The organism is Serratia sp. Je.1.23.a (genome assembly GCF_051129805.1).
GTDB classification, from domain to species: domain Bacteria; phylum Pseudomonadota; class Gammaproteobacteria; order Enterobacterales; family Enterobacteriaceae; genus Serratia; species Serratia liquefaciens.
On the sequence record NZ_JBCPSR010000004.1, the window covers coordinates 1 to 26,567 of the forward strand.

Genomic DNA, 26,567 nt, shown 5'->3' on the forward strand with positions numbered 1-26,567 from the left:
TACCCCTGCGGGAATCACATAGGAATGAAGACGACGTCTGGCAACATGTTGTAGCATCTAAAAAATGACTACGAAGACGACAAAGACCCCATCTGATCCAGATATTGACTGATTAGACGACAAACGTGTCGATCTGACCAACGTGCTGCTGGGCGCCGGCCTGCAGCCGATACGGCCGGAGTTTGATGTGGCGCCGCTCAATACCTACCTGCGGGCGTTACCGATGTGTTTTAACCCGGAGACCGACAAGAAACACTGGTATACACGCCTGACCTGGGTGCAGCATCTGGCAGGGTTGTTGCCGGTGACCGGCCGTGAGACCGGAACCGGTAATCCCGGTATGAGTTTCTTCAATCGTGGCGGGGATACGCTGACGGTTGACCCGCTTAACAAGCATGACCGCAGCCAAAATGCACACATGCTGTATTTTGGCCCGACCGGCGCGGGGAAATCGGCGACGCTGTGTGCAACCTTATCCCAGTTGATGGCGATACACCGGCCGCGGTTGTTTATCGCAGAAGCGGGTAACTCGTTTGGGTTGCTGGCCGATTACTTCGAGAGCCAGGGGCTCAGCGTCAACAAGGTGAGCATCAAGCCGGGCAGTGGTGTCTCGCTGCCGCCGTTCTCCTATGCGCACAAGCTGGTCGAAGATGCATTAACGACGTTGGCTCTGGATGAAAATGACCTGCCGGACATCGATGCCGATGGCGACGACGATGATGACAAGCGCGATTACCTGGGTGAAATGGAAATCTCGGCGCGCATGATGATCACCGGCGGTGATGCGAAGGAAGAGCACGAGTTGAAGCGTGCCGACCGGGCGATGATCCGTGAAGCCTTGTTGATGGCGGCGCGTCAGACCTACGACGAAGGGCGGCAGATGTTGCCGGCAGACCTGCAGAAGGCGCTGTACACCCTATCGAAAGACGAAGGGAGTGATATCCGTAATGAGCAGCGCCGGGCCAAGGCGGCTGAAATGGCCGAGTCGCTCGGGATGTTTACCCAGGCCGGCAGCTTCGAGGCGGAGCTGTTTAACCGCGAGGGTAGCCTGTGGCCAGAAGCGGATGTCACCCTTATTGACCTGGGACATCTGGCGCGTGAGGGGTATGAGGCGCAGATGGCGCTGACGATGGTGAGCCTGACCAACACCATCAACAACATTGCCGAACGAGACCAATACTCGGAGCGGGACATTGTGTTTGCGGTGGATGAAGCGCATATCGTGACGGTGAACCCGCTGTTGGCACCCTATATGACCAAAATCGTCAAAATGTGGCGCAAGCTCGGCGCCTGGCTGTGGCTGGCGACACAGAACCTGAAGGACTTCCCGGACATTGCCGAGAAGATGCTGAACATGGCGGAGTGGTGGGTCTGTCTGACGATGCCGCCGGAGGAGGTCAACGATATTGCCCGTTTCAAGGCGCTGACCGAGGAGCAAAAGGCAGTGCTGCTGTCAGCCAGCAAGCTGTCCGGGTGCTATACCGAAGGCGTGGTGCTGTCGAAAAAACTCGAGGCGCTGTTCCGTGCGGTACCGCCAAGCCTGTATCTGGCGCTGGGGATGACCGAGAAAGAAGAGAAGGCCGAGCGCCGCGCACTGATGCAGGAGTTTGGTTGCAGCGAGCTCGAAGCGGCCCGCAAGGTGGCGCAAAAGCTTGACCGCCTGCGCGGCCTGGCGGCGAACGGGGAGGATCGGGCTGCATGATGACCCTGAAATACCCGGAACCTGTTGTACGACCGCACGGCCAGGTCTGTCGTGAACCGTCGTTGTTTACCCTCCCTCCGCAGGGTGTGGCCACTCTGAGCGAAACGGATGCGCTGGCGCTTGAGACGTTCTGTGTGGCTATCCGCGATCGGCTATGGGGACCGGTCACACTGACCGCCCACCCGCATCGCATCGGGAGCCGTACCAGCGTGGCGTTGCATCTTGAGGGCCGGCTGGGGCGCTGCATCGATGTGCTGATCACGGTGACTGGTAGTACGCTATGGCCCCTGCCGGAGGAGTACGATCACCCGCGCTGGTATGTCACCGTACCGGACGCGGCCGATGTGGTGTATCTGTTGCTTCATCTGAGCGAGCTGTGCGAACGGCTCCGGGTTAATTAGTTTGAACGGCTATTACTCTGTGACCGGCCAACTGGCCGGTTTTTGTGGAGTCATACAATTTAAAAACGTATACAGCCCTCTGAAAAAGAGGGGCGGGTGGCGGCATAGGCGATGCCTTTGGTTCTGATGTTCAGCATATGATTGTCCGACATATGCTATGAGTTCAACGAGGTGAGGCAATGCTATCTTTAAACGATGTTGTTCCGACCGGAAAGCGGTTTGCCCTGAACTTGATGCATTTGCACGCTACGTGGGTGTACCGGGGAGGATCAAATTGCTAGGTTTCATTGTTACGTATGGCCTTTTTTCTGGTCAACCAGTTCAGGCCTCCGGAATGCACGGCACCATTCGATAGACTCACACTTAATTTTGACTTAAAACTTTGGTGGAATGAAATCGGCGATTGAAGCCCGGTCATAGAGAAAAAAAAACCGACTTATTAGCCGGACTTGCAATGCAAGAGGGAAATCGGGATATGTCGCCGCTAGCGCCTTACGTTAGGGGGCCCTAGTCCATGGGCCATGACATGGGTAACAAGAGACACTAGCTTGTCGCTATACGACATTAATAGTTTAGGACAAACTTAACAAATTATGCAAAATATAGGAATATTCCTAATGGCCATTCATTGGTTTTTTTACATCAAAAACATGGTTGTTATTTCTCATTTTTAGCATAACAAAAACCCGAACAGCCATTATAATTTCTATGTTAATGAACCGAAAGGAAACTCAATGAAGATAGAATAACTCATGATTGTGCTTTGATTTTTTTTAGGAAAAAACCTTTTATAATTATCACTCATTCCGTAGGAACTGCATTTAAACGAGATATTAACAGCATTGCAAAGAAACCACTTGATATAAACTTGCATTGCTAATCATCATTGGTGGTGTTACATATTATTGCACTCTTTAATATATTAACACTAAATTTCACATAAAAACTCACCCATAGACTATCATTAAGTTGATTCTATAAAAGGTAAGTGTTATGAAATAACTGGCCTCTAGAGCTATCAGAAAAGCACAACTTTTAATGTAATTTCTGCGGGCTTTCTTAGTGCCTTCTGCTATTTGGTGGAAAAGCAGTATACTCTGGGGCATTATTATCAACATTTACGCAAATACTGTGGGTCACTTTGCGGGATACACTGCGGCGAGAACCGATGAAACTGCTGAACAAAAGGTGAAAACAGCATAAATTAGAACCAGTCGTTCATACATTTGAAGGGGGTGAATTTTTTATCAAAAAGGTCAGTCTCTCCAACGCATAATATGCCGCCTGATAAATAATATCTTCGTCATTTCCGGAAAACTGCTTTGATTTGGTTTCGATAATATTACCCAAAATCGCCCAAGCGAACCAGACGGTACCGACCGGCGTTCCATCAGGTCCCCCTTCAGGGCCCGCATAGCCGCTGATGGATAAACTTACGTCTTCTTCTGCCACTGTGAGTGCACCCAATGCCATTTCGCAAACTGTATTTTGGCTAACAGCGGTATAAGTATCTAAAGTTTCTTCTCGCACAGATAATATTTTTTGCTTCGCTCTATTTGTATAGGTTACAAAACCACTGGTGTAAAAGTCGCCGCTATCTTTGCACGCGCAAAGTGCCATGCTGACCAGCCCACCGGTACAAGATTCTGCCGTAGCCAGTCGCCACTCTCTTTCCTTCAGTACTACACTCAAACGCTCTGCAATAACAACTAATTCGTGACGCATGGTTTTCTCTCCAAGTTAAGCGCTATGCTTTAATTATAGTCCATTGTCATTACGTTAATTGAATATCAATTATGTCATTGATGAAAAAATCATAACTTCCCCTGGCACTGAACAGGGCTTGCTATATTAAAAGGAGCGCATATGCAATTTTTGGGTTGGATCGCAGCAGCAGGAGCACTATTCCTCAGTATGTCATTGGCTTCCGCATGGTTCCGACGCGGGCCAGTTACTTCATTCAGTTTATATTTACTCACAGGCATCCTCTGTGGACCCTGGATAGCCGATGTCATACGGATAGACATCGTTATTCATGCCGAATGGGTTAGACGAATTACAGATATCGCTATGGCCGCATCGTTGTTCATTACCGGCTTAAAGCTTCGGCAATCGTTGACGGCCCAGCCTTGGCGAATAGGTGGATTGTTGGCCTTTCCAGCGATGGTGATGACTGTGTTTTCAATGGCGATAGTCGCTCATTACCTTGCTGGGCTTCCCTGGGTAATCTCGCTAGCATTTGGCGCAATTGTTGCCCCTACCGATCCCGTTCTTGCCAGCCTGATAACAGTGAATAATGCTCGTGATGATGATTCATTGCGCTCAACCCTTTCCGTTGAGGCTGGCCTCAATGATGGCTCCGCCTTGCCTTTCTTGATGTTAGCTTTGCTTTTATATGGCAACCCCCAAGAATTGATGTCATGGACATTTTTTCCAAAATGGGGGTTGATTCATGTGTTATGGGCACTAAGTGCCGGTTTAATCGTGGGGTACCTTTTGGGATTGGGCATTGGTATGTTGGCGACACGCATGCGGCATATTTATCAAGACATTGCCCCTAACGATCTCATCGCGCTGTCCTTGATTGCGTTAAGCTATGCTGTAGCGCAATATATTGACGCTTCAGGTTTTCTTTCCGCTTTCGCCGCAGGAGTGGGCCTTCGGCGTGCAGAAAAAAATATTATTTCCCAGAATCCTCGCGATGAAAGTAAAGGTGATGAAAGAACACCGCCAGCCGAAGAGTTAGTCAATCCAAATACGCGGCATAACCTCGAAAGCAACGGGCCCGTCAAGTCTGTCGGGTTAGTTGTCGGTGACGCAATATCTTTTGGTAGTACCCTAGAGCGACTTTTCGCTGCCGCCATCGTTATAATGCTGGGCATTACCCTGTCTCAACATTGGGATCCTCGTGGTATTTATTTGGGATTAATTCTTTTTTTACTTGTTCGTCCCGTAACCGTGTATTGCATGACTTTTTGCACACAACTCCCCCGCACACGGCGTGTTTTACTCGGCTGGTTTGGCATCAAAGGTATTGGCAGTATTAATTATATTGCGTATGCCTATGTACATGGACTCCATGGTAGCGCCAGTGCTGAAATGATTAACATCGCGATAACTTTGGTCGTTACGAGTGTCATCATCCATGGGATAACAGTGGCCCCTGTATTACAATCGCGAAAATTGACAGGTCGGGACTAACAATAATGGGCTATGAAGGCAAAACCCTACGCAATGAATGACAGTTTTGCCTTCATAATATGGTGCCGTGGCAAGCTGCATCACTTGAATGAGTCACCTTCATACACGTGCTCGCAAAGAAGCGTGATGCCGGTTTAATGGCAATGTTCCTCCAGACTAATCATCTGCGCTTCACAAAGTACCGACCCGGTGATCTGAGGCTCGGCCAAACGTTTAAAACACTTAGTTGCCATGGATGCCAATTGTTGTCGAGCGTGTGCCTCATTTTCCGCCACCATGTAGAGTGAATATTTACCCACCAATACTTCGTATAGTTTCATGAGTGAGCCTCCTGAATGGATGAATGTCGGTATAAGACAGATGTTCAGCAGGCACGAGTAAGTTCATCATTGTTTTGATGATGCTTGATTCACTCATCCCGGCATGTGCCATTCTACGCAATTGTTCTGAGTCGTTAATGCCTTGCTTAAGGTAGGCCTCCATATAACGTAATACCCTGATATCATTATCATCTGCTAATTTTTTTAAAGTCTCAATCGTTTGCTGAATATGCACATTTAATTTGATCTTGGCGTTGCTGGACGTATCTATGTAGTCTGCCGTAAAACCGTAACGCTGAGCGTTAAATGTGTTTGAATGCGTTACAGAATCATATACTTTCGCAATCGGTTTCTTTCTTTTTAATAAATATTTTACCAGTAACTGCGCATAACCGCCCAGCATGGCAGCATGAAAAAGTGTTAATGGGGTATCGCAAACGCGTATTTCAATAGTACCAAACTCCGGCTTGGGTCGTATTTCCCAGTAGATATCTTTAAGGCACTGTATAACCTCCAGATTGACCCCTGCCTCAACATATTCTATAAAGTCACGCCAGGTGGTAATGTCATGTTCTATATAACCAAAAGTATGAAATGAATTTAGGGCACTGAAACGCGAACTGGCGAAAAAGGTATCTACTGATTGATAATAAGGCGAGGACGCACTCAGTGCGATAAAATGCGGCAGATAAGGAATTAACGCATGACTGAGGTAAATGGCATCATCGCCACTTTGCACACCGATATGAATATGCTGTCCAAAAACACAGGATAATTTTGCAAGGAATCCCAAGTGATGATGCACTTCTTGATAGCGGTCCGTGGGCGTGATTGTCTGATCTTTCCAGTTACTACTGAAATGCCGTCCGCCACCACATACCCCACAATTTTTGCAGGCGGCGATATCTGCCAGCTTACGTGCAATGACATTCAATTCTTCATACAGGGTAAAAGGTGTGGCGTGAACAGACGAGTTAAGTTCAATAGTGGACAGCGTTAATTCTTTTTTTACATGACGCGCATCATTATATAGACCGATGATTTCCATAGCTTTATCAGACAGTTCGTTACTTACTAAATCAATTAATTGCAATTCAAGTTCCACGCCAATGCTGTTTGTCGGTGATGTGGTAAAAGGTAGATCTAACATATACTAACCTCATAAATGAAATGAAAAGGCTAAAAAGTAGAGGTGGCATACTAAAATAACCAACAAGGAAGCCCCCTCAGTTAATATTCACTTAAAGAAAAATACTCGACACTTTCAACTTGATGGCTCATTATCACTAACCTAAGCTTTAGTATATTATTGCTTTGCATACCCTCTTTATTAATCTCCATTTTTTATATAAATGACAATAATTTCTTTCCACGGTGAAACCCAATATCCCTGGCCCATCACGCCCTTGCAACAAAGGCAGCAAAATCAAACTGCCATGTGAGGTACTTTCATTGATGGCGGCGTAAATCAGACCAATATAACGTCGTCCTGAAATCAACGTAATGGAAATTATTTCATTCATTTCCATGCTATTATAAAGCATATTGCCAACCCCATCCGCCTTGGTGAACTCTTGATATAAATGTACCCGGGTAGTATTGCTCAAGTTTTTTTTGGCGAAATGGTAGTATGAAAAATGCACAGTAACAAAGAGAATAACAGCATGGTTAACAAGGGAACCTGAAAATGAAAGAATGTCAAATTCATAAAATCGCTGTGTAAGCTCAGTTTCCCGATAATCTCATCAATGCTAGAAAATTGATTTAAAATCGAAGAAATAATAAATAAAAGCAACCAAATAAGTATAACGAGATTAAACCCCTGAAAAACAAAAGCACTCCCATAGAGAGCAACCAGGAAGTAGACTTCCCAGCCAGATGTTCTTTTTAATCGAAGGCGTGACTTACCATCTCGAGTGGCATACCAGTAACCACACACCAACAGAACCATAAAGATAGTCGTTCCCATTGCTAATAACGGCTCAGAGCTTGTATATGACGGGCGAATACACGCTGGAATTCTTCATCATCAACGTTAATAAATGCATTCCCATTATCATCGATATGGGTTGTCTCTCTACCCCCTCCACTTTTAGCATGATTTTTTTCATGTCGCGGTGCGATAAAACTATCAGGTCCAGCGATAGTTAACAGTTTCAATAGGTTAAGCATAATAAATCCTCCTGTCGGCCGATTCATTTTGAATCGGCCTTAGGTGCTACATGGTTATTGACAATATTTACCCTTTTTCAGAGAGCTAATCATTGTCATGACTATGTTGCCCGCCCTTTTTTCCGGCTTCGGAGGCGCGCTCGGGGTCATTCTTAAAATTCCCCCCACTTTCTTTACCGCCTTTCTTTCCTGCTTCGGAAGCACGCTCTTTATCTTCTGCAAAATTACCAGAACCGCCACGATGTTCGGCCATGATATCCTCCTCACATAATAAGTTAATAAAAACAATAAAGAAGTAAGGATATTTATCTCACTATATTAATGAAATTCAAACCTTACAATTAAAACTGTAGACTCTATGATTTTATTTACCAGAAAAAACCCAGTTCTTTAATATAAAAAAACCATTGAACACATCTTGAAATACATAGGTAACCTGTGGTTAACAACAAAAATTAAATAATTATCATACGAATGCATCCAGTTAAATTAAAAAGGAAAAACTAAAGTATTGGTGGTAGTCCTATAAGTAAACCTCACAAACCATGCCCGATTAAATGGAGGAAATGTTCAATAAAAACAAAAAAATATAATCATTGTTGTTGGTATATATCATATGGTCTACTCTTTAAACTTACGCTTTATTACTTGGCATGTTACCAACTTGCTATTATCTGAGGTTATATAGATGATTGGTAAAAATAAATCTTCTAAGCACCCCCTCGAAAAAGAGACATTCCCAGGCTCGGGTTCGATGTCAGCAAAGCAAAGCCTGCATCTCCAAGATACTGCGCCGTCGGACAACTCTCATTTGCCAGCCAGAGAACCGACCTCACCGGGAAAACAACCCACAGGGCCCGGTAATATGAAGGAAACCGGTGCACAAAGTGAAAAGCTCCAACAGTTGGAACATTATCGCAAAAGTGGCAATAACGACCCCCTTACTACCAACCAAGGTACTAAGGTGTCCGATGATCAAAACTCATTAAAAATGGGCGTACGAGGGCCAACGTTACTAGAAGACTTCATCATGCGTGAGAAAATTACGCATTTCGACCATGAGCGCATACCGGAACGCATCGTTCATGCCCGCGGTTCGGCAGCACACGGCTACTTTGAGCTGTATAAGAGCCTGGCTTCGGTCACGAAAGCAGACTTTTTGCAACACGAGGGCCAACAGACGCCGGTGTTCGTGCGTTTCTCGACCGTGCAAGGTTCACGTGGCTCCGCCGATACGGTACGTGACATTCGCGGCTGGGCCACCAAATTTTACACCGACGAAGGCATTTTCGATCTCGTCGGCAACAATACCCCGGTATTTTTCATTCAGGATGCGATCAAATTTCCTGATTTTGTCCATGCGGTAAAACCGGAACCACACAACGAGATACCGCAGGGGGCTAGCGCCCACGACAGTTTTTGGGATTATGTTTCCCTTCAGCCGGAAACCTTGCACAACGTCATTTGGGCGATGTCTGACCGTGGGATCCCACGCAGCTATCGAACGATGGAAGGCTTCGGCATACATACGTTTCGGTTGATCAATGCCCAAGGTAAAGCCACCTTTGTGCGTTTTCATTGGAAGCCGGTTGCAGGAAAAGCCTCTCTGCTCTGGGACGAGGCGCAGAAACTGGCGGGTAAAGACGCAGATTTCCATCGCCGGGATCTCTGGGAAGCGATAGAGGCTGGAGATTACCCGGAATATCAGCTCGGTCTGCAATTGATACCGGAAGAAGACGAGTTCAAATTCGATTTTGATTTATTGGATCCGACGAAGCTCATTCCCGAAGAATTGGTGCCCGTGCAACTGGTCGGGAAACTGGTGCTCAATCGCAATCCGGATAATTTCTTTGCCGAAACCGAGCAGGTGGCCTTTCATCCGGGGCATATCGTCCCCGGTATCGATTTCACCAACGATCCACTCTTACAGGGGCGGCTGTTTTCCTACACGGATACGCAAATCAGTCGTCTGGGCGGCCCGAACTTCCATGAAATCCCCATCAACCGCCCAACCTGCCCTTATCACAACCTGCAGCGTGACGGCATGCACCGCGTCGAGATAGATACCAATCCGGCCAACTATAGCCCCAACTCGCTCAACAATAATTGGCCCAGAGAGACGCCTGCAGCGGCCAGCGGTGGTGGTTTCTCCAGCTACGCAGAGCGCGTGGATGCCCATAAAATCCGCGAAAGAAGCGAGTCTTTCCTCGAGCATTACGCCCATCCAAGGCTGTTTTGGTTGAGCCAAACGCCGGTCGAACAACAGCATATCGTGGACGCCTTCTCTTTCGAACTCGGTAAAGTGGCGCGCCCCTATATTCGCGAACGGGTGGTGGAACAACTGGCGCATATCGATACCACCCTGGCCGGCCAGGTTGCCGCCAACCTGGGTATCACCTTGTCTGCCGAGGTATTGAATACCTTGCCGCCCAAACCGGTTAACGGACTGGAGCGCGATGCAAGTCTTAGCCTGTACGCTTTGCCGGGGGGGAGCGTCAAAGGTCGCATTGTCGCGATTCTGCTGGCGGATAAGGTTATGTCGACAGATGTATTGACGATATTGAAGGATCTAAAAAAGCGCGGCGTTCATGCCAAATTGCTGGCACAAACCCAGGGCCGAATAACGGCAAACGATGGTTCGACGATCCCGGTTGACGCGACCTTCGCCGGCACGCCATCAATAACGCTTGATGCCGTCATCGTGCCGGGCGGGGTAGCTGAGGCCTTATTAGACAGCGGTGAAGCGAAGCACTACCTGCTGGAAGCGTACAAACACCTGAAGGTCATTGGGCTCAGCGGCGATGCGAGTCGTTTAAAAAAACTGTGGCAGAACGAATCCGCCGCCGAGGAAGGGATTATCGAATCGCCAACGGTGAAAGGCGAAATGATGGAGCGTTTTATCGAAGCCCTGGCCGGCCACCGTATTTGGAGCCGAAGTGAGAAAGTTGCGGCCGTACCGGCATAGGGCCACTATCGAGTTTCGCTATCAGGGGGATGCGTTGTCCCCCGGGAGTAGGGAGCGGTCACCGTCATCATCAATGTAGGGAAAAGGTATTTTCGAAAAGACCTGACACTAACAGAAGAGGAGTAAAATATGAGCGACTTCAGAGAGCACTTTATTGACTGGCTGCGCGACGCGCATGCCATGGAAGAACAAGCGGAAACCATGCTGAATGGGATGAAGGATCGCACAGAAGATTATCCGCAATTGCAAACGCGAATAATACAGCACCTGGAAGAGACCAGACAGCAGCAAGTGCAGCTCAAGGCGTGCATAAAAAGATTAGACGCCTCAACCTCCGGTATAAAAGACTTTGCCGGTAAAGCCGTTGCCCTGGGGCAAAGCTTAAGCGGTATGTTTGTCGAAGATGAAATTGTTAAGGGCGTAATCAGTGCTTATGTATTTGAACACATGGAAATCGCTTCCTATAAAACGCTGATAGCGGCCGCCGGGCGAGTAGGGGATGCCGAAACACAACATGTGCTGGAAGGTATTCTGCAGCAGGAACAGATGATGGCCGACTGGCTGATGGAAAATATGCCGACTATCACCCTGGCATATTTAAATAAAAAATAATGTCGTCTTTTCCTGCAATGTCTCTCATTCAGGAGAATGTTTTAGTTCATGCGTTCAACTCATTGCGTTAGACAGAGGAATGATCATGGCTGACATAGTGAAGTACCAGAACAATGTGGTGAAAGGAGCCGAACTGATACCGCCACCTCATCCCATGGACGGCAGTTGCAAAAGCAGCATCCTGATATATTGCGATCGGGAGCCTGAACTCAGCAAGACTTTGCAAGCGCTTGGCGAATGGGAAGAGATCGTTTTCGACGTCAATGGCGAAAAAGTACGTTGTCAGGTGGAGAAATTCGATCGGCAACGCAATGTCATCATGCTGAAAACCGAGCAAGAGCAAAGCGGTGCTGATATTCCGTATCAACAGTAAACCTATATTCGGTAATGAATGTACCTTTGATATTTAAACGGAGGAAACATGGAACAGACGCAACAACCAGCGCAACATCAGGATCGACAACCTGGCCTGGAAAGTGACATGACCCCCGCACCTAAATACGACGATCCGCTTTATCGGCCCGGCGGGAAACTCACCGGCAAAGTGGCGATTGTCACTGGCGGCGATAGCGGTATCGGGCGTGCCGTTACTCTGGCGTTTGTCAAGGAAGGCGCAAAAGTCGTGGTCGTTTACCTCGACGAGGATCATGACGCTAAAGAGACGCAAAAAAATGCGGAGAAATACGGCGGGGAGGTCCTGTTGCTGAGGGGGGACATCGGAGATAACGCTTTTGTTCGTGAAATCATGAATAAAACCCTGGAAACTTTCGGCCGCCTGGATATTTTGGTGAACAACGCTGGGGAACAACATCCGGTCGAAGAACCGGAGATGATCACCGAACGACAATTGGAAAAGACTTTCCAAACCAATTTTTTCAGCATGGTCGCGCTGTCGCTGGCAGCACTGGAACATTTGCCGGCGGAGGGGGCCATCATCAACACTTCATCGGTTACCGCTTATCACGGTAACCCGGCCTTGATCGATTACTCCTCAACTAAAGGGGCAATCGCTGCCTTTACACGTTCTTTGGCCATTAAACTCAGTGAACGGAAAATTCGGGTTAACGCCGTGGCGCCTGGTCCTATCTGGACACCGTTGATCCCCTCTACGTTCAGCGCTGAAAAAGTCGCGGCATTCGGCAAGGACACGCCGATGAAACGGCCGGGGCAACCTTGCGAACTGGCTGCTGCCTATGTTTATCTGGCATGTAATGATTCGTCGTATATGACAGGTCAAACCTTGCATATCAATGGTGGCATAATTGTGAATGGCTAACACTTTACCCATGGCCTGAGAAATTATTCTCAGGCCATTCCTACCTTCTGATGAGAAAACTCTTTTATTTGGTGGATTCACAATGCAAGTTTTCGACATAGATCGAATTTTAATTAACTCATATCCATTCTCTTATCTCCTGGAGGTAGCATTTCGTTCGGCCTTTACTTTCTTTATAGTTTATATCTTCCTGCGTCTTATTGGACGTCGGGGCGTTAAGCAGATGACCCTTTTTGAAATCGTTATCATCCTCACTTTGGGCTCTGCTGCTGGTGATGTAGCATTAAATCAAGACTCTCCCTTGTTACCCGTAATAGTTACTTTTGTCATTATCGTCGGGCTTTATCGTGTCTTTACGTATTTAATTAACAAAAAAACCTACTTACAGTTTCGTCTTGAGGGAAAACCGATTGTTTTGATAAAAAAAGGACAGTTACATTTCGATAATGCATCAAAACAAAGTTTTGCTTATGAAGAGTTCGTCATGGAACTCAGGGAGAAAGGCGTGGAACATTTTGGTCAAGTTAAACTGGCATTGTTAGAAATTGATGGCAATCTTAGCGTTTACTTTTTCAGTGATGAGGAGGTAAAACCTGGCCTCTCGATACTTCCCACCTCAATGATAAAAACGTGTAATAAAATCGCAAGCTCAGATATTTATTCATGTATAAAATGCAGTTATACCTTGCATATTGATACATGTGATGTATTTATATGTCCCGTTTGTGGCGGGAACTCGTGGGCAGTATCTAGCACAAACCGCCGAATAACATGATTTATTTATTGAAAGCCATTACCAATACATAATACTGTAAAAAATAAGAATGATAAGGATAATCAAAGCAAGGACATAACCTTGATAAGGTCTCAAGCCCTTGAATCCACTTTTTGAAGCTGAATTTCTCGTCGACTTACTCTTTTTGTCAAACATGGGTTACCTCGTTAACGAAGTTAAAAAAGGCCGGTGTAATCCGGCCAAAAAATGACGCCCAAGGTATACCGTTACGCTGCCTGCGTATTTACTTTTTTCTCAGCAATCAGCGTGAGTTTTTTATCGGTACTTTTTTCTTCTTCTAACGTTTCACCCAACAGTTTTTTAGCTGTTGTGTAGCCTAACTTTTCGGCTAAAGCGCACAACGTGCCATACGTGGCAATTTCATAATGCTCAACTTTTTGCGCAGCAGCTATCAACCCGGCATCTCGCACTGGTCCGGGGACAATACTGTCGATGACTTCCTGGCCTTCCTCAACCAGACCTTCCATAGCCAAACATTTAACTCGTTTGATCCGAACGTCCGGGGTGTTTTCGACCAGTTCATCCAGCCGTTCGATCTGACCTTGTGTTTCTTCCAGGTGAGTCTTAAAAGCATTAACCAGATCTTCCTGATCGGCAGCTCGAGCTAATTTGGGTAATGCTTTGGTCAGTTGTTTTTCAGCACTATAAACGTCGGAAAGTGCATGGATAAAAAGATCGTTTAACGTCTTAATTGACATAGTGTCACTCCTGTATAAAATTCGGTGTTATTCTATGTAATGAACACAGGTGTGTGTTCAATTTATAATTATAGACTATAAAATAAGATTCCGCATAATTGTGGTGATGGTACAATGACATTAGGAATATTCCTAATTACATTTATGCAATAACACTATTGCGTTATCATCAATCCTTGCTGGGATTCTTTATAATTGAAATGTCACCATTTTTTTCCATTATGGCAAATTTAATCTGACTTATACACTCTATCCCTTGCTTGGTTCTGGCTATCTCCATAATATCGTCCTGAGTTAAATGCACTTTTTTCATACGCCAGGACAGTAACCTTCCATATTCAATCAGGATAATAGGGGAACCATCGAAAATTTTATCCGCAAGAGGGATGTTATTTTTTATCAAAGAAAAAATGATATCAATACAAAACAGCGTAACAATGGCAATAATTGCTGACGTGACGGATAAATCATCTGGCAACATAGCCTGCTGTGTAGCCTCACTGACGATAAGAAGTAAAATGAAATCAAAGGATGTCATCCTTAATAACGTGCGATTACCGGCAATCTTTAATACGATGTATAACGCAAAGTAGATGGCTGCGGTACGGATAACTATGTCCATCTGAACCTCCTTATGGATAGATCCACTGATTGATTGTGACAGGCTTACCATCCGCTCCTGTTATCCTGGCTTGAAATTCCCCCCATTCTTTTGAGCGTAAAATAAAGGTAAAAGTATGCCACTGCTGACTTGCATTCTTCGGACTGGTAAAGTATAGATTATTATCTTGGTGACTGACTTGTAATGATTGTGGTACAACACTTTCAATCATATAAAAATTGTCAAGCTGATCAGAAATAATGACTGTGATATATTTATTTTCGTCGTTTTTCATTCTTATTTTCAGTTCTGTTTGGGTGCCGTTTCTCACAAATTTTTCATAATTTATTTTTAGCGTTTTACTTTCATTAAATTTCTCTTTATCGCTTAATATACCATTTGAAAAAAAACCAAGTAACGCTAAAAATACCACGGTAAATATAACAAAGTATCCTAATTTTTCCAGGTGCCACGAGACTCGCAATAAGGGGAGATGCTCAATTACCGGAACGTTGCGGCTTTTTTTCTCATCGTCACGATCTTTTTTCATAATTACCTCAAGCACTTATAATGAACTGAGATGGAAGTTCATAATGCCTTGTTAACGGTTTTCTAGGAAACATAATTATAGACTATCTATACGAAACACTCGCATCAAATAGAGGTTTGTATATCTCTATTCTCGCATCGCTCCTGGATATGAAACAAATAAACATGTGAGGACAGATTGCTTTGGTGACTTTACACTCGGATTTATCTTCTTGTTTTGTTGGTAACAATTCAAAGATAATGCATTTTTTCTCAGGCTTTTGTTTAAAACTATACTAATAATCGAAAATCCATCTTTGGTATGGGCATTTCAAGTTTGCTGGCAACGGACATCTGAACTTAGCTTTGACATGGTTGTTCCGAATATTAGCGAATATGTAAAATATTAACTATCGACAATGCTGCTTGTCCCCAAAAACCAGCCGTATCAGACCGGTTTTTTATGCCACCAAGAACAACTTCAAGCCGCGACTAATGCAGATGACGAAAGTGATGATCTAGATCGGTTGCAGTATCAACGACTAAAATTATCATAATCCAATAAAGACTTCTTTGCTGCCTTTCTGAGCTGCCCGTAGCACCCTATGTGGATTCAATCCATGCAGGAGTTCAGGCCATGAAAATCAGCATGTTGCTGACGTTATTTCCTCTGCTGATGCCGGTATCGGTGTTTGCCGGCACGGTACTTTATACCGATTCTCACCATCCCCCGAGTAACGTCGATGCCTCGGTATCCGTTATTTATCTTGACGGTCCTGAACAGCTGCAGGCGCAGACGTTTGGAGAGCTGTCGTCGAACCCGGATGAAGCCGAGCGCCAGGCTAAAGCCGTGCTGCAGTCACCGCAATGGCAGGCTCATGAACAGGAACTGGCCACGGTCTACCGTGCGGTGGTGCGCGCCTGGGAACTGGGCGTGACAAAAGTACCGGCCGTCGTGTTTGACGGTAGGGACGTGGTGTATGGCACGGCTGATGTCGCCCAGGCTATGGCGCTGCGCACCCAGTCACAAGGGAGGCAGTGATATGCAGCGAACCCCTTTGCATGGGATGCCCCCGGAGCAACCCCGCCTTACCCTCAAATCCCTCAGTGTGGCCATGATGTTGTCCGCGGCCAGCGTGCCGGCAGCGAACGCTGCGCTCAACAGCGCGCAGATTGTCGCGAGTGCGGTATCGCAGGTCTGCATCAGCTGGCGCGTCAGCGGAATTTGTTATTGGCTGTTGTGCACGCCGTTTGGCTGCAAGGTGCGGACCTCCGTCAAAGTCACCCACTTTATCCCGGAAGCCGTGGTGTCGACGTACAACTCGCAGGGGAGTAATCCCTGGAGTGAAATGTCGATGGTAAGTCAGGCTGCCGGCGGGCTGGAAAGCAGTATCACCAGCGCACTGAGTGGCGTGTCTGCCGGCGGCGGCAATAACGAGCTGAAAACCCCCGGGGAACGTAAAACCAACCTCCACTTCAAGTATGCCGATGCCATTGGTCATCCGGCAACGTCCCTGATTGGCGGCAGCATTGCCGGCTATTCGTGCCGCAGCGCGGCGACCCCCTTTGTGCCGTATTTCCTCAGCACGCTGGACAGCCTGGCATGGCGTACCGGTATTCCCGAATCCCTCTACCCGGAGGCATTGGTGCCGGGGATGCGTGAGGTTGGCAGTCAGGCGGCCGCGAATATGTGGGGCAATGTCTATCCCCGCTCGGGGTTTGTGACCCAGGTCGATGACGACAAGGCCGGTGCCCTGGTGGCGCAGCGAGTGGCGGACATCATCACCCGTTCTGGCCAGCCCCACGTCTATCAACCCCTGATGGGCCAGCGCTCTGAGGGGTACTGGCCTCCAGGCGCGGTGACGGAGAACACCGGTACCAACAACCACAAGTGGCAACGTCTGGCGCCGCAGCTCAGCCAGTCTTGCGCCGTGTTCCCGGACGGCGACCATCCGCCGGCAGCGGATGCGAACGCTGCCTTTGCCCTGTGGCAACCCTACAGCTGCTGCCAGCGCCGCGGGCAGCGTTTCCTCTCCAGCACGGACTTTTGAGGCATGAACGATGAATAACACGATGAATAAACGCACTTTCCGAGGCCGGCGCAGCCTGCTGTCTCTGTGGGTTGTCAGCAGTCTGATGCTGGTCGGCATGAACGCGCACGCTGACGACAATGATGATAACGGTACTTTGTTTGGCATTTCGTTGCCCCAGGTGAATGACAGCAATATCGGTTACGGGAAGAGCGCCAGCGGCGCGGTCTCGGACAAGCTGTTTTATTCCCTGGGCGGTGGCTCGGTGATCTCACAGCCGGCGACACGCGGCAACATGCAACGCCTGGGCATGAACCTGGGCTGGAGCTCGGATTTGATGTGCGGCAACTTCGATCTGAAAACGACGATCGGTAATCAGCTTAATGGTGTCACCGACGGCTTCAAGAACCTGATGGGCAGCGTTATCCAGGGCGCCACCGGCGCGGTGGCCAGCCTGCCGGCGATGGCTATCCAGCGTGCCAACCCGGGACTGTATGAAATGCTGACCAACGGGGTGCTACAGGGCGGCGTCGCGTTCGATAAAGCGCAGCTGAACTGTCAGAACCTCTCGAAGCGCATGATGGACATGGCGGATACCGGCGGCTGGAGCCAGGCGGCAGCGATGGAGGAAGCCAAGAGTCTGGTCAATAACGGGGACGCGGATGCGGTGCGTTCAATGAACGCGACGGAGAAGGTGACCGGGCAATCGGGGCAGACCTGGATCGGCGGTCAGAAGCGAGGTGGCTCCGGTCAGCCGGCCATCAAACCGACGCACGACCTGGCGGCCGCCGGCTACAACATGATGAATGCGCTGCCCGTCACCAGTACCTCCAGCGTGTCTGGCAGCAACTGCACTGGCGGCGCCTGTGCCAAATATGCCAGTAGCGAAGAAGCGGCAGCAGCAGTAGTGAAGGTGCTGGGCGATACCTCACTGCGTACCTGTAAAGATGCGGCGCAATGTACCAGTGGAGAAGGGAGCGAACAGCCCGGCAGTACCGTGGCCGGCACCGGTTTTGCGCCGATGCTGGAAGAGGCGACAAAAGCAAATAACGAGCAGTTGGCCAAACTGGTCAACGGGGCAGAGAAACCCACCACGGGCAACCTGGCCAAGCTCAAAACGGGCAGCCTGGCGGTGACCGCCGGGGTTATCAAGGCGCTGCAGCGTGACCCGGATAATGCTGCTCTGGTCGGCCGTCTGGCCAGCGAACTGGCGATGGCGGATACCATTGAAACGGCCTTCATTATGCGTCGCATGATCACTACCGGGATGTCCGAGCCCAATGCCTCCGCACAGAAAGTGGCGATGGAAGAGGGGGATCGTCGTATCGAGGCGCTGGATCGTGAGATCACTGCGCTGAAGAATGAAATGGAAATGAAGCGCGAGATTTCCCGTAACGCGGTACTGACCATTATCGATCGCGAGAACAACCGCGCGGAAACCAACCCGCAGCGTCAGTCGGTTGACAGCCCGGATACCAAGTTTAACCAGCTGGCCGTACCGGAAAGCGACCAGTAACCGTGGGGGATGCATTAATGACTGGAACAGAGAAACAAGGCTTGTCGCCCCGCAGGGGCGGCCGGCTCGGTCACCGGGCAAAGCGTGCCCTGCAGATGCTGGGCATGCTTGTGATTGCGATGATAGTGGCGCTGGGCATGGCCCACTGGGGTGTCAATCACCCAGGAGAGAGTGTCGCGCTGCGTGACTGGGTGCACAGCACCCGTTATGGCTGGCTGAGCTGGCGTCTGGCGCTATACGCTATGCTGACCTGGGGATTCTGGAAGATCTGGCATGCGCCGGGGTGCAAACCAGAATACCGGCAACCGCTCAAACGCATGGCCATCGCCTGCGCGGTATTTGCCCTGGCGTGTGAATACAGCCTCTTTGGCGGAGGGCTGACCTTATGATGACCAACAGCTATCTGGAGTATTTCCTGACGCTGCTCGGCTGGCTGATTAACAACGGCCTGTGGGAGCTGCTGGTCAGTACGGGGCTGTTTGTGCTGCCGCTGCTGTTCAAGGTAGCGGCCATCTGGCTGAAGGTCCGGGAGGAAGGTGAGGATGAGGGCAACAAAGGGATGCTGTCCCTGCCGCGCATCGAGAACCTGCTTTATGGTGCGTTCTTCGTGATGCTTGCCTGCTGCCTGCCGCTGATGAATGTCAGCCTGGATACCATCAAATATGACAGCAGTCGGGCGGCAACCTGCGGTACCTGGACACCCAAAAAACCGGATGAAACCGGGTACGCCAATATCATGTCGAGTATGAACGGCCAAACGGCGAAGGTGCCGGTGTGGTGGTTGGTAGTGCATAAGCTGTCGAAGGGGATCACGTCGGCGGCCGTGGCCACCATTCCGTGCCGGCCGGATCTGCGGCAGGTCCGCTTTGAGGTCCAGCACAGTCGGGTCAACAACCCGGCGCTGGCGAAGGAGCTGCAGGACTTCACCAACGACTGCTACGCGCTGGCGCTGTATACCTGGCAGAACCGCGACCAGGGGCAGACGACGGACAAGGCCACGCTGCGTGATATCGAGTGGTTGGGGTCGAAAACCTTCCTGAACGGCGGCTACTACAACAACCTGCAGTCGAAAACGCCGCGCGCCAGTTTCCCGTGGAATGAAGGGCGGGACAGCGGTCGGCCAAACACCGGACGGGGTGGGTACCCGACCTGCAGCGAGTGGTGGTCAGCCGGCGATACGGGCCTGGAGGCCAGGGTAGTGAAGCAGGTCGACCCGGGCGTGATGCTGCGGATGTCCGCCGCGCTGAAGATGATGGGACAATCTGACTCGGACTATAAAGAAGCGGTGGTGCGTCGTCTGGTCAGCCCGGATAACCTGACGGTATCTCAGGGTGGACGGGCGTATGCCGGCTATGGCGGCAACGCTGACTTCACCCTGGACAACTCGGTTAACCGTATTGCCTCGATGGGCGGGACCGCACTGGGGAGCCTGGCGGCGTATCCGGCATTTGATGCGATGCGTCAGGCATTGCCGATGGTGCAGGCGGTACTGTTGATGGCGGTGTACATCATGGTGCCACTTATCCTGGCATTCGCAGCCTACGAGTATAAGACGGTGATCACCGTGACGTTCGTGGTGTTCGCGCTGAACTTTTTGACCTTCTGGTGGGAGCTGGCGCGCTGGCTGGACAGCTGGCTGCTGGAAGCGCTATACGGCTCGGATACACATAGCCGATGGAACGTGGCCGGTTTTCAGAACAGTTCTGATGACCTCATTATGAATTTGGTGATGGGGTGTATGTTCTTGGTGCTGCCTGCTGTGTGGCTTGGGGCATTATCATGGGCAGGGATTAGTGTCGGTCAAGCCGTTGGTAGCGCACTAAGAACTGGCGTTTCTAAAGCTCAAGAGACTGGTGGTGATGCAGTTAATACGCTTAAAAAATCGGTAAAATTATAATATCTATGGGTACGGGGGAAGCTGCAAAAATGCTCCCCCTAACTCTTGTTTTTGCTCAGTCTAATCGCTCTGAAGTGAGGTCATCAGAACTAGTGTAGTAGCCGTACCCGTCATTACCATGCCTGATTGATGGCCCAGAACCCCTATCATCATCAAATACATTCTCATTAGAGGTGTTTACATTCTGAAGAATGATAGCTATAGCCCAAATGAAAAGCAGGCTGCCTGCAATGATGATGCCACCAAACAGGGCGGCGGCGGCTGAACCTAGAAACGCAACAGCAATGGGTACATGCCCAATCCAGCCAGGAAGCTTGTGCTTACGAGCTTTAGACACACAGAATGTATCCCATCTCAAAATCGTGCCTTTAAGACGCTTCCACATACGTGCTATCCGAATACCCCGTTGGTAGGCTTGCTGCTTTCGAGTTTGGCTCATAATGCCACCCTATATCTTGTTAGGCCTTTCCGCCACTATAGCCTAGATAACAACCAGTGGCTATTTGCTGGGCTCTGTAGGCGACAGTCGCCCAAGTTTGTCTTTCTGAGCACGATGATGCAGCCAACCGCTCTCTGAGGTATGCTCGCAAATGCGCTGGTTGCTCCACTTCGACATGTTCCAGGATCACCGGCATGTTGTAGCGCTCTTTGAATATGACGGCACTTACAGAAAGATAGTGTCAGTTTGGAGAGAGGGAAAGACCTGACACATAGCCCCTCTTGTTTTACTTCAAAACAGAACAGGGTCAGTCCACTCAGCCAAAAGATAAAACTCATTTGCTCATGTCAAAAGAGCAGGTAAAAGTGTACTCTTATGAGTAAATTGCAGGGGTAACAGTTTAACTCAGCTGATATTGTCTTTGGATGAAGATGGAATGCTCTATGCCTAAACGTATAAAAAACAGCCGCTGGTCAGGTTACGATCCCCGCTATATCTATTCTCTCGTCGTCCGACGTTACTTTGTTGAGATGAAGACCAAAACTGAGATTGCTGAAGAACTCGAGATTTCGAGATTTAAAGCGGCGCGTCTTATCGATGAGGCAATTAAGGAAGAGTATGTGAAGTTTCTCTTTCCAAAGCAGCAACTGCTTGACGAAGAGATCGCACTTAATCTCTGCGGAAAGTATGGTCTGCAGAAGGCAATCGTGCTTTCCGTGTCCGAATCCTGGTCCAATCAGGAAGAACTGAATGAGAAGCTGGGTGGTATCACTGCAAGTTATCTCAACAATAATCTCGCTGAGGGAATGAAGGTTGGTATTGCATGGGGACGCGTTTTATCCAGCACAGTGAGTCAACTCACCAGCTTGCCGGCATTAGATGTTGTTCAGCTATCTGGCGTTCATCCCGGCATTGAATTTAGCCAGGGCCCGATCGACCTTATCCACAGACTGTCGACTATCTCTCAGGGCAAGGCTCATCCTATGTATGTGCCGATGTGGGTGGATGATGAAAGCCTGGCCCAAAAACTGGCCAGTGATCCGGCTGTGGTGGATACCCAACAATATTATTCTCAGCTGGATGTTGTCATCACCGGTATTGGCGCCTGGAAAACGGGCTCATCCAGTTTGTGTGATATTTTTCCCGAGTCGTGGCAAAAAAATCTGTTTGAGAAAGATATCGCTGCGGATGTCTGCATTACTCTCGTTAACAGTAAAGGCGAGATCCTTGATAGCCCGATGAGCCGTCTTGGGTTTGGTATTTCAACCGAACAATTGCGTAACACGAAAACCGTGATTGGTGTGGCGGGGGGAGAACAGAAGTATGAAGGCATCGTCGCTTCCCTGAAGTCAGGCCTTTTAGATGTGTTAATCACTGACTTCGATACTGCGGTGAAGCTTGTCAATTCCTGATTGAAATAGATCCCGGAACATCAGCAACAGGGGCGTAGCCCGCGCCCTTGATCACCTTCCTCTCAGGCATGCATTAGGCACTGCTATCAGTCATTCTGTAAACCCTCATGACTTAGATCAGAGCATGGCCAAATCCTCTGACATAGGTCAGTTCGCATATATAAACCTTCAAAAAATCTATTATCCGTCTGATTTATAATAAAAATTTTACTTCCCCTCTCCGGTTGACTTGATTGTTCTAAAAGATGAATTACTCGATATTGCTCATATGAGCAATTATATGTGTGCACTTATGCATTTATTTTGTGATCAGCTTATAACTTTTGCATGTTTTCTGTTTGCGCGGAAAATTGGTATGCTATAACTGCTCATATGATCAATTATGTTTGCTCTAATGAGCAATAAAGCGAGGTGAAAAGGTGAGTACAGTCGCTATTAATGTTGCAGATGGTGCAGCATTCAAAAATTACGATGAGGTGCTGCAGCACATCCATGAAAAGCTGTATTCAGAAGGGATAGTGAAAAAGACCTATCTGGCAGCACTGCGCGAACGCGAAGTCATGTATCCAACCGGTATTTTGCTTGATGGTTATTCTGTGGCGATCCCACATTGCGATAGCAACCAGGCCAACAGCCCGTCGATTTATATTATTCGCTTACCTGAACCGGTTCAGGTTGATCAGGCTGATGGCGACGATAAATTGTGGGTCAAACTCATTATCAATTTGGTCGTTACCGATCCGGCTAATCAGTTGCAACTGCTGAAGGCCCTTTTTAGTAATCTTCAAATGGAAGACTTTTATCAAAATTTACTTGAGCTTCCTTCCGAGAAAGCGCAGGCACTTTTTATTTCTACCGTCATGCAATAAGAGTTCAGGAGCATAATGATGATTAATATCCTCGTAGCCTGCGGGAGCGGTGTCGCAACGTCAACTATCGCTGCTGATGAAGTGAAATCCGTGTGTACAGAATATGGTATTACTCAGTTCAAAATAAATAAATGCAGCATGTCAGAACTTCCTTCTGAATTACAGAGTGCTGATGTGATTTTAACCACGAATAACTACAAAGGTGATATCGGAAAACCGCATATGAGTGTGGCCGGGTTTATCACCGGGATTAATGAAGCCGTGTTACGAAAAAAACTAGGGGATTTATTAACAGAGCTGGCTAAAAACTAATAAGAAAACACAGGGGATGACAAGATGGACATGTTAAAAAACATAATGCTAACGATAACAAGCATGGGGGCAACGGCAATCCTACCACTTGTCATCTTCATTTTGGGTTTGGTTTTCCGCATGAAAGTCGGTGCTGCCATTAAGTCTGGTATCACCGTGGGTATCGGTTTCATTGGTTTAGGTTTGGTTGTTAATCTGTTGAGTACATCCCTGCAGCCGGCAATTGCCTACTATTCAAAACTGGGAAGCGGATTCACTGTGGCTGATATTGGATGGCCTGCGGTGGGAGCGGCCGCATGGGTGGCACCCTTTGCCGCTTTAGTTGTTCCAGTGGGTATTATTCTTAATTTGCTACTTGTTCGTCTTAAATTAACCAAAACGCTGAACGTTGATATCTGGAATTATATGCACTTCCTGGTTCCCGGCGCGCTGGCCTATTTCGTGTTTGACAGCTTCTTTATCGGTTTTGGCGTGGCAGTCGCACTTAGCGTTATCGCTCTGTTTATTGGCGATTTAATTGCTCCCCGTTGGCAGAAATATTATGGCCTGGAAGGGACGACCTGTACCACCATGATCCACATAGGCTGGACATTACCTTTTGCACTGCTGGTCAATAAAATTATCGACCTGATCCCCGGACTGAACAAGCTCGACGTTGATTTGGAGAGCGTACAGAAACGTCTGGGTGTGTTTGGTGAACCCGCTATCATCGGTGTCATTGTAGGTTGTCTGCTTGGACTGCTGACGAAACAGCCTGTGACCACTATTGTCCCGATGGCAATGGGGGTGGCTGCGGTAATGGTGCTCCTGCCTAAAGTGGTGGGTGTCCTGATGGAAGGACTGTCTCCAATTGGGAAAAGTGCCAAAGAGATTATGCAAAAGCAGATGGGTAAAGACGCCGAACTGAACATCGGTATGGACTGTGCCCTAGCACTGGGCGACCCAGCGACCATCACCGTCACCGTTATCACCATTCCGTTGACCATGCTTTGCGCACTGATTTTACCGGGGATCATGATTTTCCCCATCGGCGTTCTGATGTCAATCATCTATATGACAACCATGACCGTAATGGCCAGCAACGGAAACGTCATCCGCTCAATTATTTCAACCTTACTGTTCAGTATTGTCGTGATGTATTTAGGAGGATATGTGGCTCCGGGTGCAACCCAATTCCTGCATGGCGCAGGCGTCGGCTTGCAGGGGCAGGGTACTGACTTTGTACTGACCGGCCCGTGGGAAGTATTGACGTATTGGTTGAGCACTGTATTCCATTGATTTTAAAAATGAGGTTTGCTTACCATGGCACAGATTTTACCATCAATTTTTGGCGCGAATATCTTAAGTCTGCAAGATGAGCTCCGTTTTTTAGAAGAGGAGAACACTGAAATATTGCATGTTGATTTAATGGATGGAACCTTTGTAAATAATATTGCCTTTGGGCCGAATCAAATTTCTGCAATGAAAAAAGCCAGCAAAATGACTTTCGACGTACACATGATGCTGGCTAATCCTGAAAGACATATTGATGATGTTATTAATACCGGCGCAGAAATGATCTCAGTGCATTATGAATCAACGCCGCATGTGCATTTTATTTTACAGAAAATAAAAAAGGCCGGGCGAAAAGCCGGTGTGGTCATCAATCCGGGTACGCCTGAAAGTGTTCTGGAATATTTGTTGGACGATATTGATTACATCCTGATTATGACCATTAACCCGGGGCAACCCGGGCAGACTTTCATCGAGAAAAGCCTGGAGAAAATCAGGAAAACCAGAGAAATGATTGCTGGCCGGCACATTAAAATTGAAGTCGACGGTGGCGTTAATCTGGAAATAGCGAAAAAAGTACAGGAGGCGGGTGCTGATTTAATTGTTGTCGGTGGCGCATTATTTAATGACAACCCTAAAGCAAGCTATCAAGCATTAAAGTCTGTCATGCATTAAGTATCCAACATACATTCACGCGCTCTTAATTGAGCGCGTAATCATTATGTAGACCGCAGACGTGGGGGATTTCTCTCACGTTAAGTACAAAGATTCAGGAGAACAACCGATGAGTCATTTTGAAGGTAAAGTTGCGCTAATTACCGGTGGTGCGCATGGGATTGGTAAAGGAATTGCAAAACAATTCGCCGAACGCGGTGCGCATACCGTCATTGTCGATTATAACGAGGCTAATGGCATCAAAACTGCGGAAGAACTGACCTTTGGCAATGTTAAATCGCTCTTTGTCAAAACAGACGTCTCTGATCCGCAGGCGCTGGTTGAAGTGCGCAGAAAAGTTATCGAGGCTTATGGCCGTATCGACATTCTGGTTTTGAACGCAGGTGTCGCTTTTGCTAATAAACTCAAAGATATTACTTTCGAAGAGTGGAACAAAACACTCTCAATCAACCTGACGGGTTTATTCAATACGGTCAAAGCATTCTACGATGACTTCTTAACTAACCAGGGTTCAATCGTTTACATCTCCTCCGGTTCTGCGCTGTCAGGTACCGGCGGGGGGGTGAGCTATCCAGCCAGTAAAGCGGGGGGGGAAGGCCTTATTCGTGGTCTGGCGAAGGAGTTGGGTCCAAAAGGTGTTAACGTCAACGCTATCGCGCCGCGTCTTATCGACACCGGCGAAATGATGCGTGTTAATTACCCGACGCAGGCAGATTTAGACGCAGTACTGGAGAAAATTCCGGTCCGTCGTCTGGGCACAATCGATGATGTCGCAAACCTGGCCATTTTCCTTGCTGATAAGTCAAATTCTTACATCCAGGGACAGACGATCCTCATGGATGGTGGCCGTACAATTGCCTGACCGGAGGAAAA

At 48.2% G+C, this 26,567-nt stretch carries 27 protein-coding genes and 2 pseudogenes; 19 read left to right on the forward strand and 10 right to left on the reverse strand.

Translation table 11 applies throughout. The features are described from left to right. Positions 1 to 112 precede the first annotated feature (112 nt). Positions 113 to 1,702 (forward strand): annotated as a pseudogene (locus tag AAZT04_RS15525) (conjugative transfer ATPase); the annotation flags it as partial. Then, positions 1,699 to 2,103 (forward strand): acetyltransferase, encoded by a 405-nt coding sequence (locus AAZT04_RS15530; protein ID WP_434680817.1) that lies wholly within the window; start codon positions 1,699 to 1,701, stop codon positions 2,101 to 2,103. The pseudogene AAZT04_RS15525 and the gene AAZT04_RS15530, both read left to right, overlap by 4 nt. A 1,218-nt stretch (positions 2,104 to 3,321) precedes the next feature. On the opposite strand, the gene AAZT04_RS15535 is transcribed toward AAZT04_RS15530, so the two are convergent. Continuing rightward, a complete protein-coding gene (locus AAZT04_RS15535; RefSeq protein WP_434680819.1) occupies positions 3,322 to 3,828 on the reverse strand; it encodes a CinA family protein in 507 nt (168 codons plus the stop codon). 141 nt (positions 3,829 to 3,969) lie between these two features. Here AAZT04_RS15535 and AAZT04_RS15540 point away from each other — a divergent pair, with 141 nt between their 5' ends. Further along, positions 3,970 to 5,304 carry a cation:proton antiporter gene (locus AAZT04_RS15540; protein WP_434680821.1) on the forward strand — a complete coding sequence of 445 codons (1,335 nt, stop codon included), beginning with the start codon at positions 3,970 to 3,972 and terminating at the stop codon, positions 5,302 to 5,304. 134 nt (positions 5,305 to 5,438) lie between these two features. Here the strand turns inward: AAZT04_RS15540 and AAZT04_RS15545 are convergent, their stop codons facing one another. From AAZT04_RS15545 to AAZT04_RS15560, 4 genes are all read right to left on the reverse strand, one after another. Further along, complete coding sequence (locus AAZT04_RS15545; RefSeq protein WP_434680823.1) at positions 5,439 to 5,624, reverse strand: hypothetical protein; 186 nt, start codon at positions 5,622 to 5,624, stop codon at positions 5,439 to 5,441. Further along, positions 5,596 to 6,774, reverse strand: coding sequence for a YbdK family carboxylate-amine ligase (locus AAZT04_RS15550; protein WP_434680825.1), 1,179 nt, complete (start codon positions 6,772 to 6,774; stop codon positions 5,596 to 5,598). Before AAZT04_RS15550 ends, AAZT04_RS15545 begins: the two co-directional genes overlap by 29 nt. Positions 6,775 to 7,595: 821 nt before the next feature. Then, positions 7,596 to 7,796, reverse strand: coding sequence for a hypothetical protein (locus AAZT04_RS15555; RefSeq protein ID WP_434680827.1), 201 nt, complete (start codon positions 7,794 to 7,796; stop codon positions 7,596 to 7,598). An 85-nt stretch (positions 7,797 to 7,881) separates the two neighbouring features. Continuing rightward, positions 7,882 to 8,049: a general stress protein gene (locus AAZT04_RS15560; RefSeq protein ID WP_198642667.1), complete on the reverse strand. Its 168-nt coding sequence runs from the start codon at positions 8,047 to 8,049 to the stop codon at positions 7,882 to 7,884. 435 nt (positions 8,050 to 8,484) lie between these two features. On the opposite strand from AAZT04_RS15560, the gene katE reads away from it, so the two are divergent. The 5 genes from katE (at position 8,485) to AAZT04_RS15585 (ending at position 13,424) form a co-directional block, all read left to right on the forward strand. Next, positions 8,485 to 10,761 carry a catalase HPII gene (gene katE, locus AAZT04_RS15565; RefSeq protein WP_434680829.1) on the forward strand — a complete coding sequence of 759 codons (2,277 nt, stop codon included), beginning with the start codon at positions 8,485 to 8,487 and terminating at the stop codon, positions 10,759 to 10,761. Between the two features lie 129 nt (positions 10,762 to 10,890). Continuing rightward, positions 10,891 to 11,373: a ferritin-like domain-containing protein gene (locus AAZT04_RS15570; RefSeq protein WP_434680831.1), complete on the forward strand. Its 483-nt coding sequence runs from the start codon at positions 10,891 to 10,893 to the stop codon at positions 11,371 to 11,373. Positions 11,374 to 11,458: 85 nt separating this feature from the next. Further along, complete coding sequence (locus tag AAZT04_RS15575; protein WP_330761230.1) at positions 11,459 to 11,746, forward strand: hypothetical protein; 288 nt, start codon at positions 11,459 to 11,461, stop codon at positions 11,744 to 11,746. A 48-nt stretch (positions 11,747 to 11,794) separates the two neighbouring features. Then, positions 11,795 to 12,649 carry an SDR family oxidoreductase gene (locus AAZT04_RS15580; protein ID WP_434680833.1) on the forward strand — a complete coding sequence of 285 codons (855 nt, stop codon included), beginning with the start codon at positions 11,795 to 11,797 and terminating at the stop codon, positions 12,647 to 12,649. Between the two features lie 82 nt (positions 12,650 to 12,731). Further along, positions 12,732 to 13,424 carry a DUF421 domain-containing protein gene (locus tag AAZT04_RS15585; RefSeq protein ID WP_434680835.1) on the forward strand — a complete coding sequence of 231 codons (693 nt, stop codon included), beginning with the start codon at positions 12,732 to 12,734 and terminating at the stop codon, positions 13,422 to 13,424. Between the two features lie 227 nt (positions 13,425 to 13,651). On the opposite strand, the gene AAZT04_RS15590 is transcribed toward AAZT04_RS15585, so the two are convergent. From AAZT04_RS15590 to AAZT04_RS15600, 3 genes are all read right to left on the reverse strand, one after another. Further along, positions 13,652 to 14,143 (reverse strand): ferritin-like domain-containing protein, encoded by a 492-nt coding sequence (locus tag AAZT04_RS15590; RefSeq protein ID WP_434680837.1) that lies wholly within the window; start codon positions 14,141 to 14,143, stop codon positions 13,652 to 13,654. Positions 14,144 to 14,312: 169 nt separating this feature from the next. Then, complete coding sequence (locus AAZT04_RS15595; protein WP_434680839.1) at positions 14,313 to 14,765, reverse strand: DUF421 domain-containing protein; 453 nt, start codon at positions 14,763 to 14,765, stop codon at positions 14,313 to 14,315. A gap of 10 nt (positions 14,766 to 14,775) precedes the next feature. Continuing rightward, a complete protein-coding gene (locus AAZT04_RS15600) occupies positions 14,776 to 15,294 on the reverse strand; it encodes a hypothetical protein (RefSeq protein ID WP_434680841.1) in 519 nt (172 codons plus the stop codon). Positions 15,295 to 15,909: 615 nt separating this feature from the next. On the opposite strand from AAZT04_RS15600, the gene AAZT04_RS15605 reads away from it, so the two are divergent. Genes AAZT04_RS15605 through AAZT04_RS15625 form a run of 5 tightly spaced genes read left to right on the forward strand, consistent with a single transcriptional unit; the run spans position 15,910 to position 20,715 of the window. Continuing rightward, a complete protein-coding gene (locus AAZT04_RS15605; RefSeq protein ID WP_434680843.1) occupies positions 15,910 to 16,314 on the forward strand; it encodes a TIGR03757 family integrating conjugative element protein in 405 nt (134 codons plus the stop codon). A gap of 1 nt (position 16,315) precedes the next feature. After that, a complete protein-coding gene (locus tag AAZT04_RS15610; protein WP_434680845.1) occupies positions 16,316 to 17,323 on the forward strand; it encodes a TIGR03756 family integrating conjugative element protein in 1,008 nt (335 codons plus the stop codon). Positions 17,324 to 17,333: 10 nt separating this feature from the next. Further along, positions 17,334 to 18,818, forward strand: a complete 1,485-nt coding sequence (locus AAZT04_RS15615) for an integrating conjugative element protein (protein ID WP_434680847.1) — start codon at positions 17,334 to 17,336, stop codon at positions 18,816 to 18,818. A gap of 17 nt (positions 18,819 to 18,835) precedes the next feature. After that, positions 18,836 to 19,207, forward strand: a complete 372-nt coding sequence (locus tag AAZT04_RS15620; protein WP_434680849.1) for a hypothetical protein — start codon at positions 18,836 to 18,838, stop codon at positions 19,205 to 19,207. Continuing rightward, positions 19,204 to 20,715 carry a conjugal transfer protein TraG N-terminal domain-containing protein gene (locus AAZT04_RS15625; protein ID WP_434680851.1) on the forward strand — a complete coding sequence of 504 codons (1,512 nt, stop codon included), beginning with the start codon at positions 19,204 to 19,206 and terminating at the stop codon, positions 20,713 to 20,715. Before AAZT04_RS15620 ends, AAZT04_RS15625 begins: the two co-directional genes overlap by 4 nt. A 55-nt stretch (positions 20,716 to 20,770) precedes the next feature. Here AAZT04_RS15625 and AAZT04_RS15630 read toward each other — a convergent pair whose 3' ends face one another. Next, complete coding sequence (locus AAZT04_RS15630; RefSeq protein WP_434680853.1) at positions 20,771 to 21,154, reverse strand: hypothetical protein; 384 nt, start codon at positions 21,152 to 21,154, stop codon at positions 20,771 to 20,773. Positions 21,155 to 21,214: 60 nt separating this feature from the next. Then, a pseudogene (locus AAZT04_RS15635) lies at positions 21,215 to 21,374 on the reverse strand (DNA polymerase III subunit theta); the annotation flags it as partial. A gap of 223 nt (positions 21,375 to 21,597) precedes the next feature. On the opposite strand from AAZT04_RS15635, the gene AAZT04_RS15640 reads away from it, so the two are divergent. From AAZT04_RS15640 to AAZT04_RS15665, 6 genes are all read left to right on the forward strand, one after another. Then, positions 21,598 to 22,566 (forward strand): sugar-binding transcriptional regulator, encoded by a 969-nt coding sequence (locus AAZT04_RS15640; protein WP_015697025.1) that lies wholly within the window; start codon positions 21,598 to 21,600, stop codon positions 22,564 to 22,566. Between the two features lie 419 nt (positions 22,567 to 22,985). Beyond that, the gene (gene gatA / locus AAZT04_RS15645; protein ID WP_434680855.1) at positions 22,986 to 23,435 is read left to right on the forward strand and encodes a PTS galactitol transporter subunit IIA; all 450 of its coding nucleotides are present in this window, start codon (positions 22,986 to 22,988) and stop codon (positions 23,433 to 23,435) included. Between the two features lie 18 nt (positions 23,436 to 23,453). Beyond that, complete coding sequence (locus AAZT04_RS15650) at positions 23,454 to 23,747, forward strand: PTS sugar transporter subunit IIB (protein WP_434681075.1); 294 nt, start codon at positions 23,454 to 23,456, stop codon at positions 23,745 to 23,747. 24 nt (positions 23,748 to 23,771) lie between these two features. After that, positions 23,772 to 25,025: a PTS transporter subunit IIC gene (locus AAZT04_RS15655; protein ID WP_020439340.1), complete on the forward strand. Its 1,254-nt coding sequence runs from the start codon at positions 23,772 to 23,774 to the stop codon at positions 25,023 to 25,025. Between the two features lie 24 nt (positions 25,026 to 25,049). Further along, positions 25,050 to 25,694, forward strand: coding sequence for a ribulose-phosphate 3-epimerase (gene rpe / locus AAZT04_RS15660; protein WP_038423125.1), 645 nt, complete (start codon positions 25,050 to 25,052; stop codon positions 25,692 to 25,694). A 109-nt stretch (positions 25,695 to 25,803) separates the two neighbouring features. Beyond that, positions 25,804 to 26,556, forward strand: coding sequence for an SDR family NAD(P)-dependent oxidoreductase (locus AAZT04_RS15665; protein ID WP_064387412.1), 753 nt, complete (start codon positions 25,804 to 25,806; stop codon positions 26,554 to 26,556). The last annotated feature ends 11 nt before the right edge of the window (positions 26,557 to 26,567 follow it).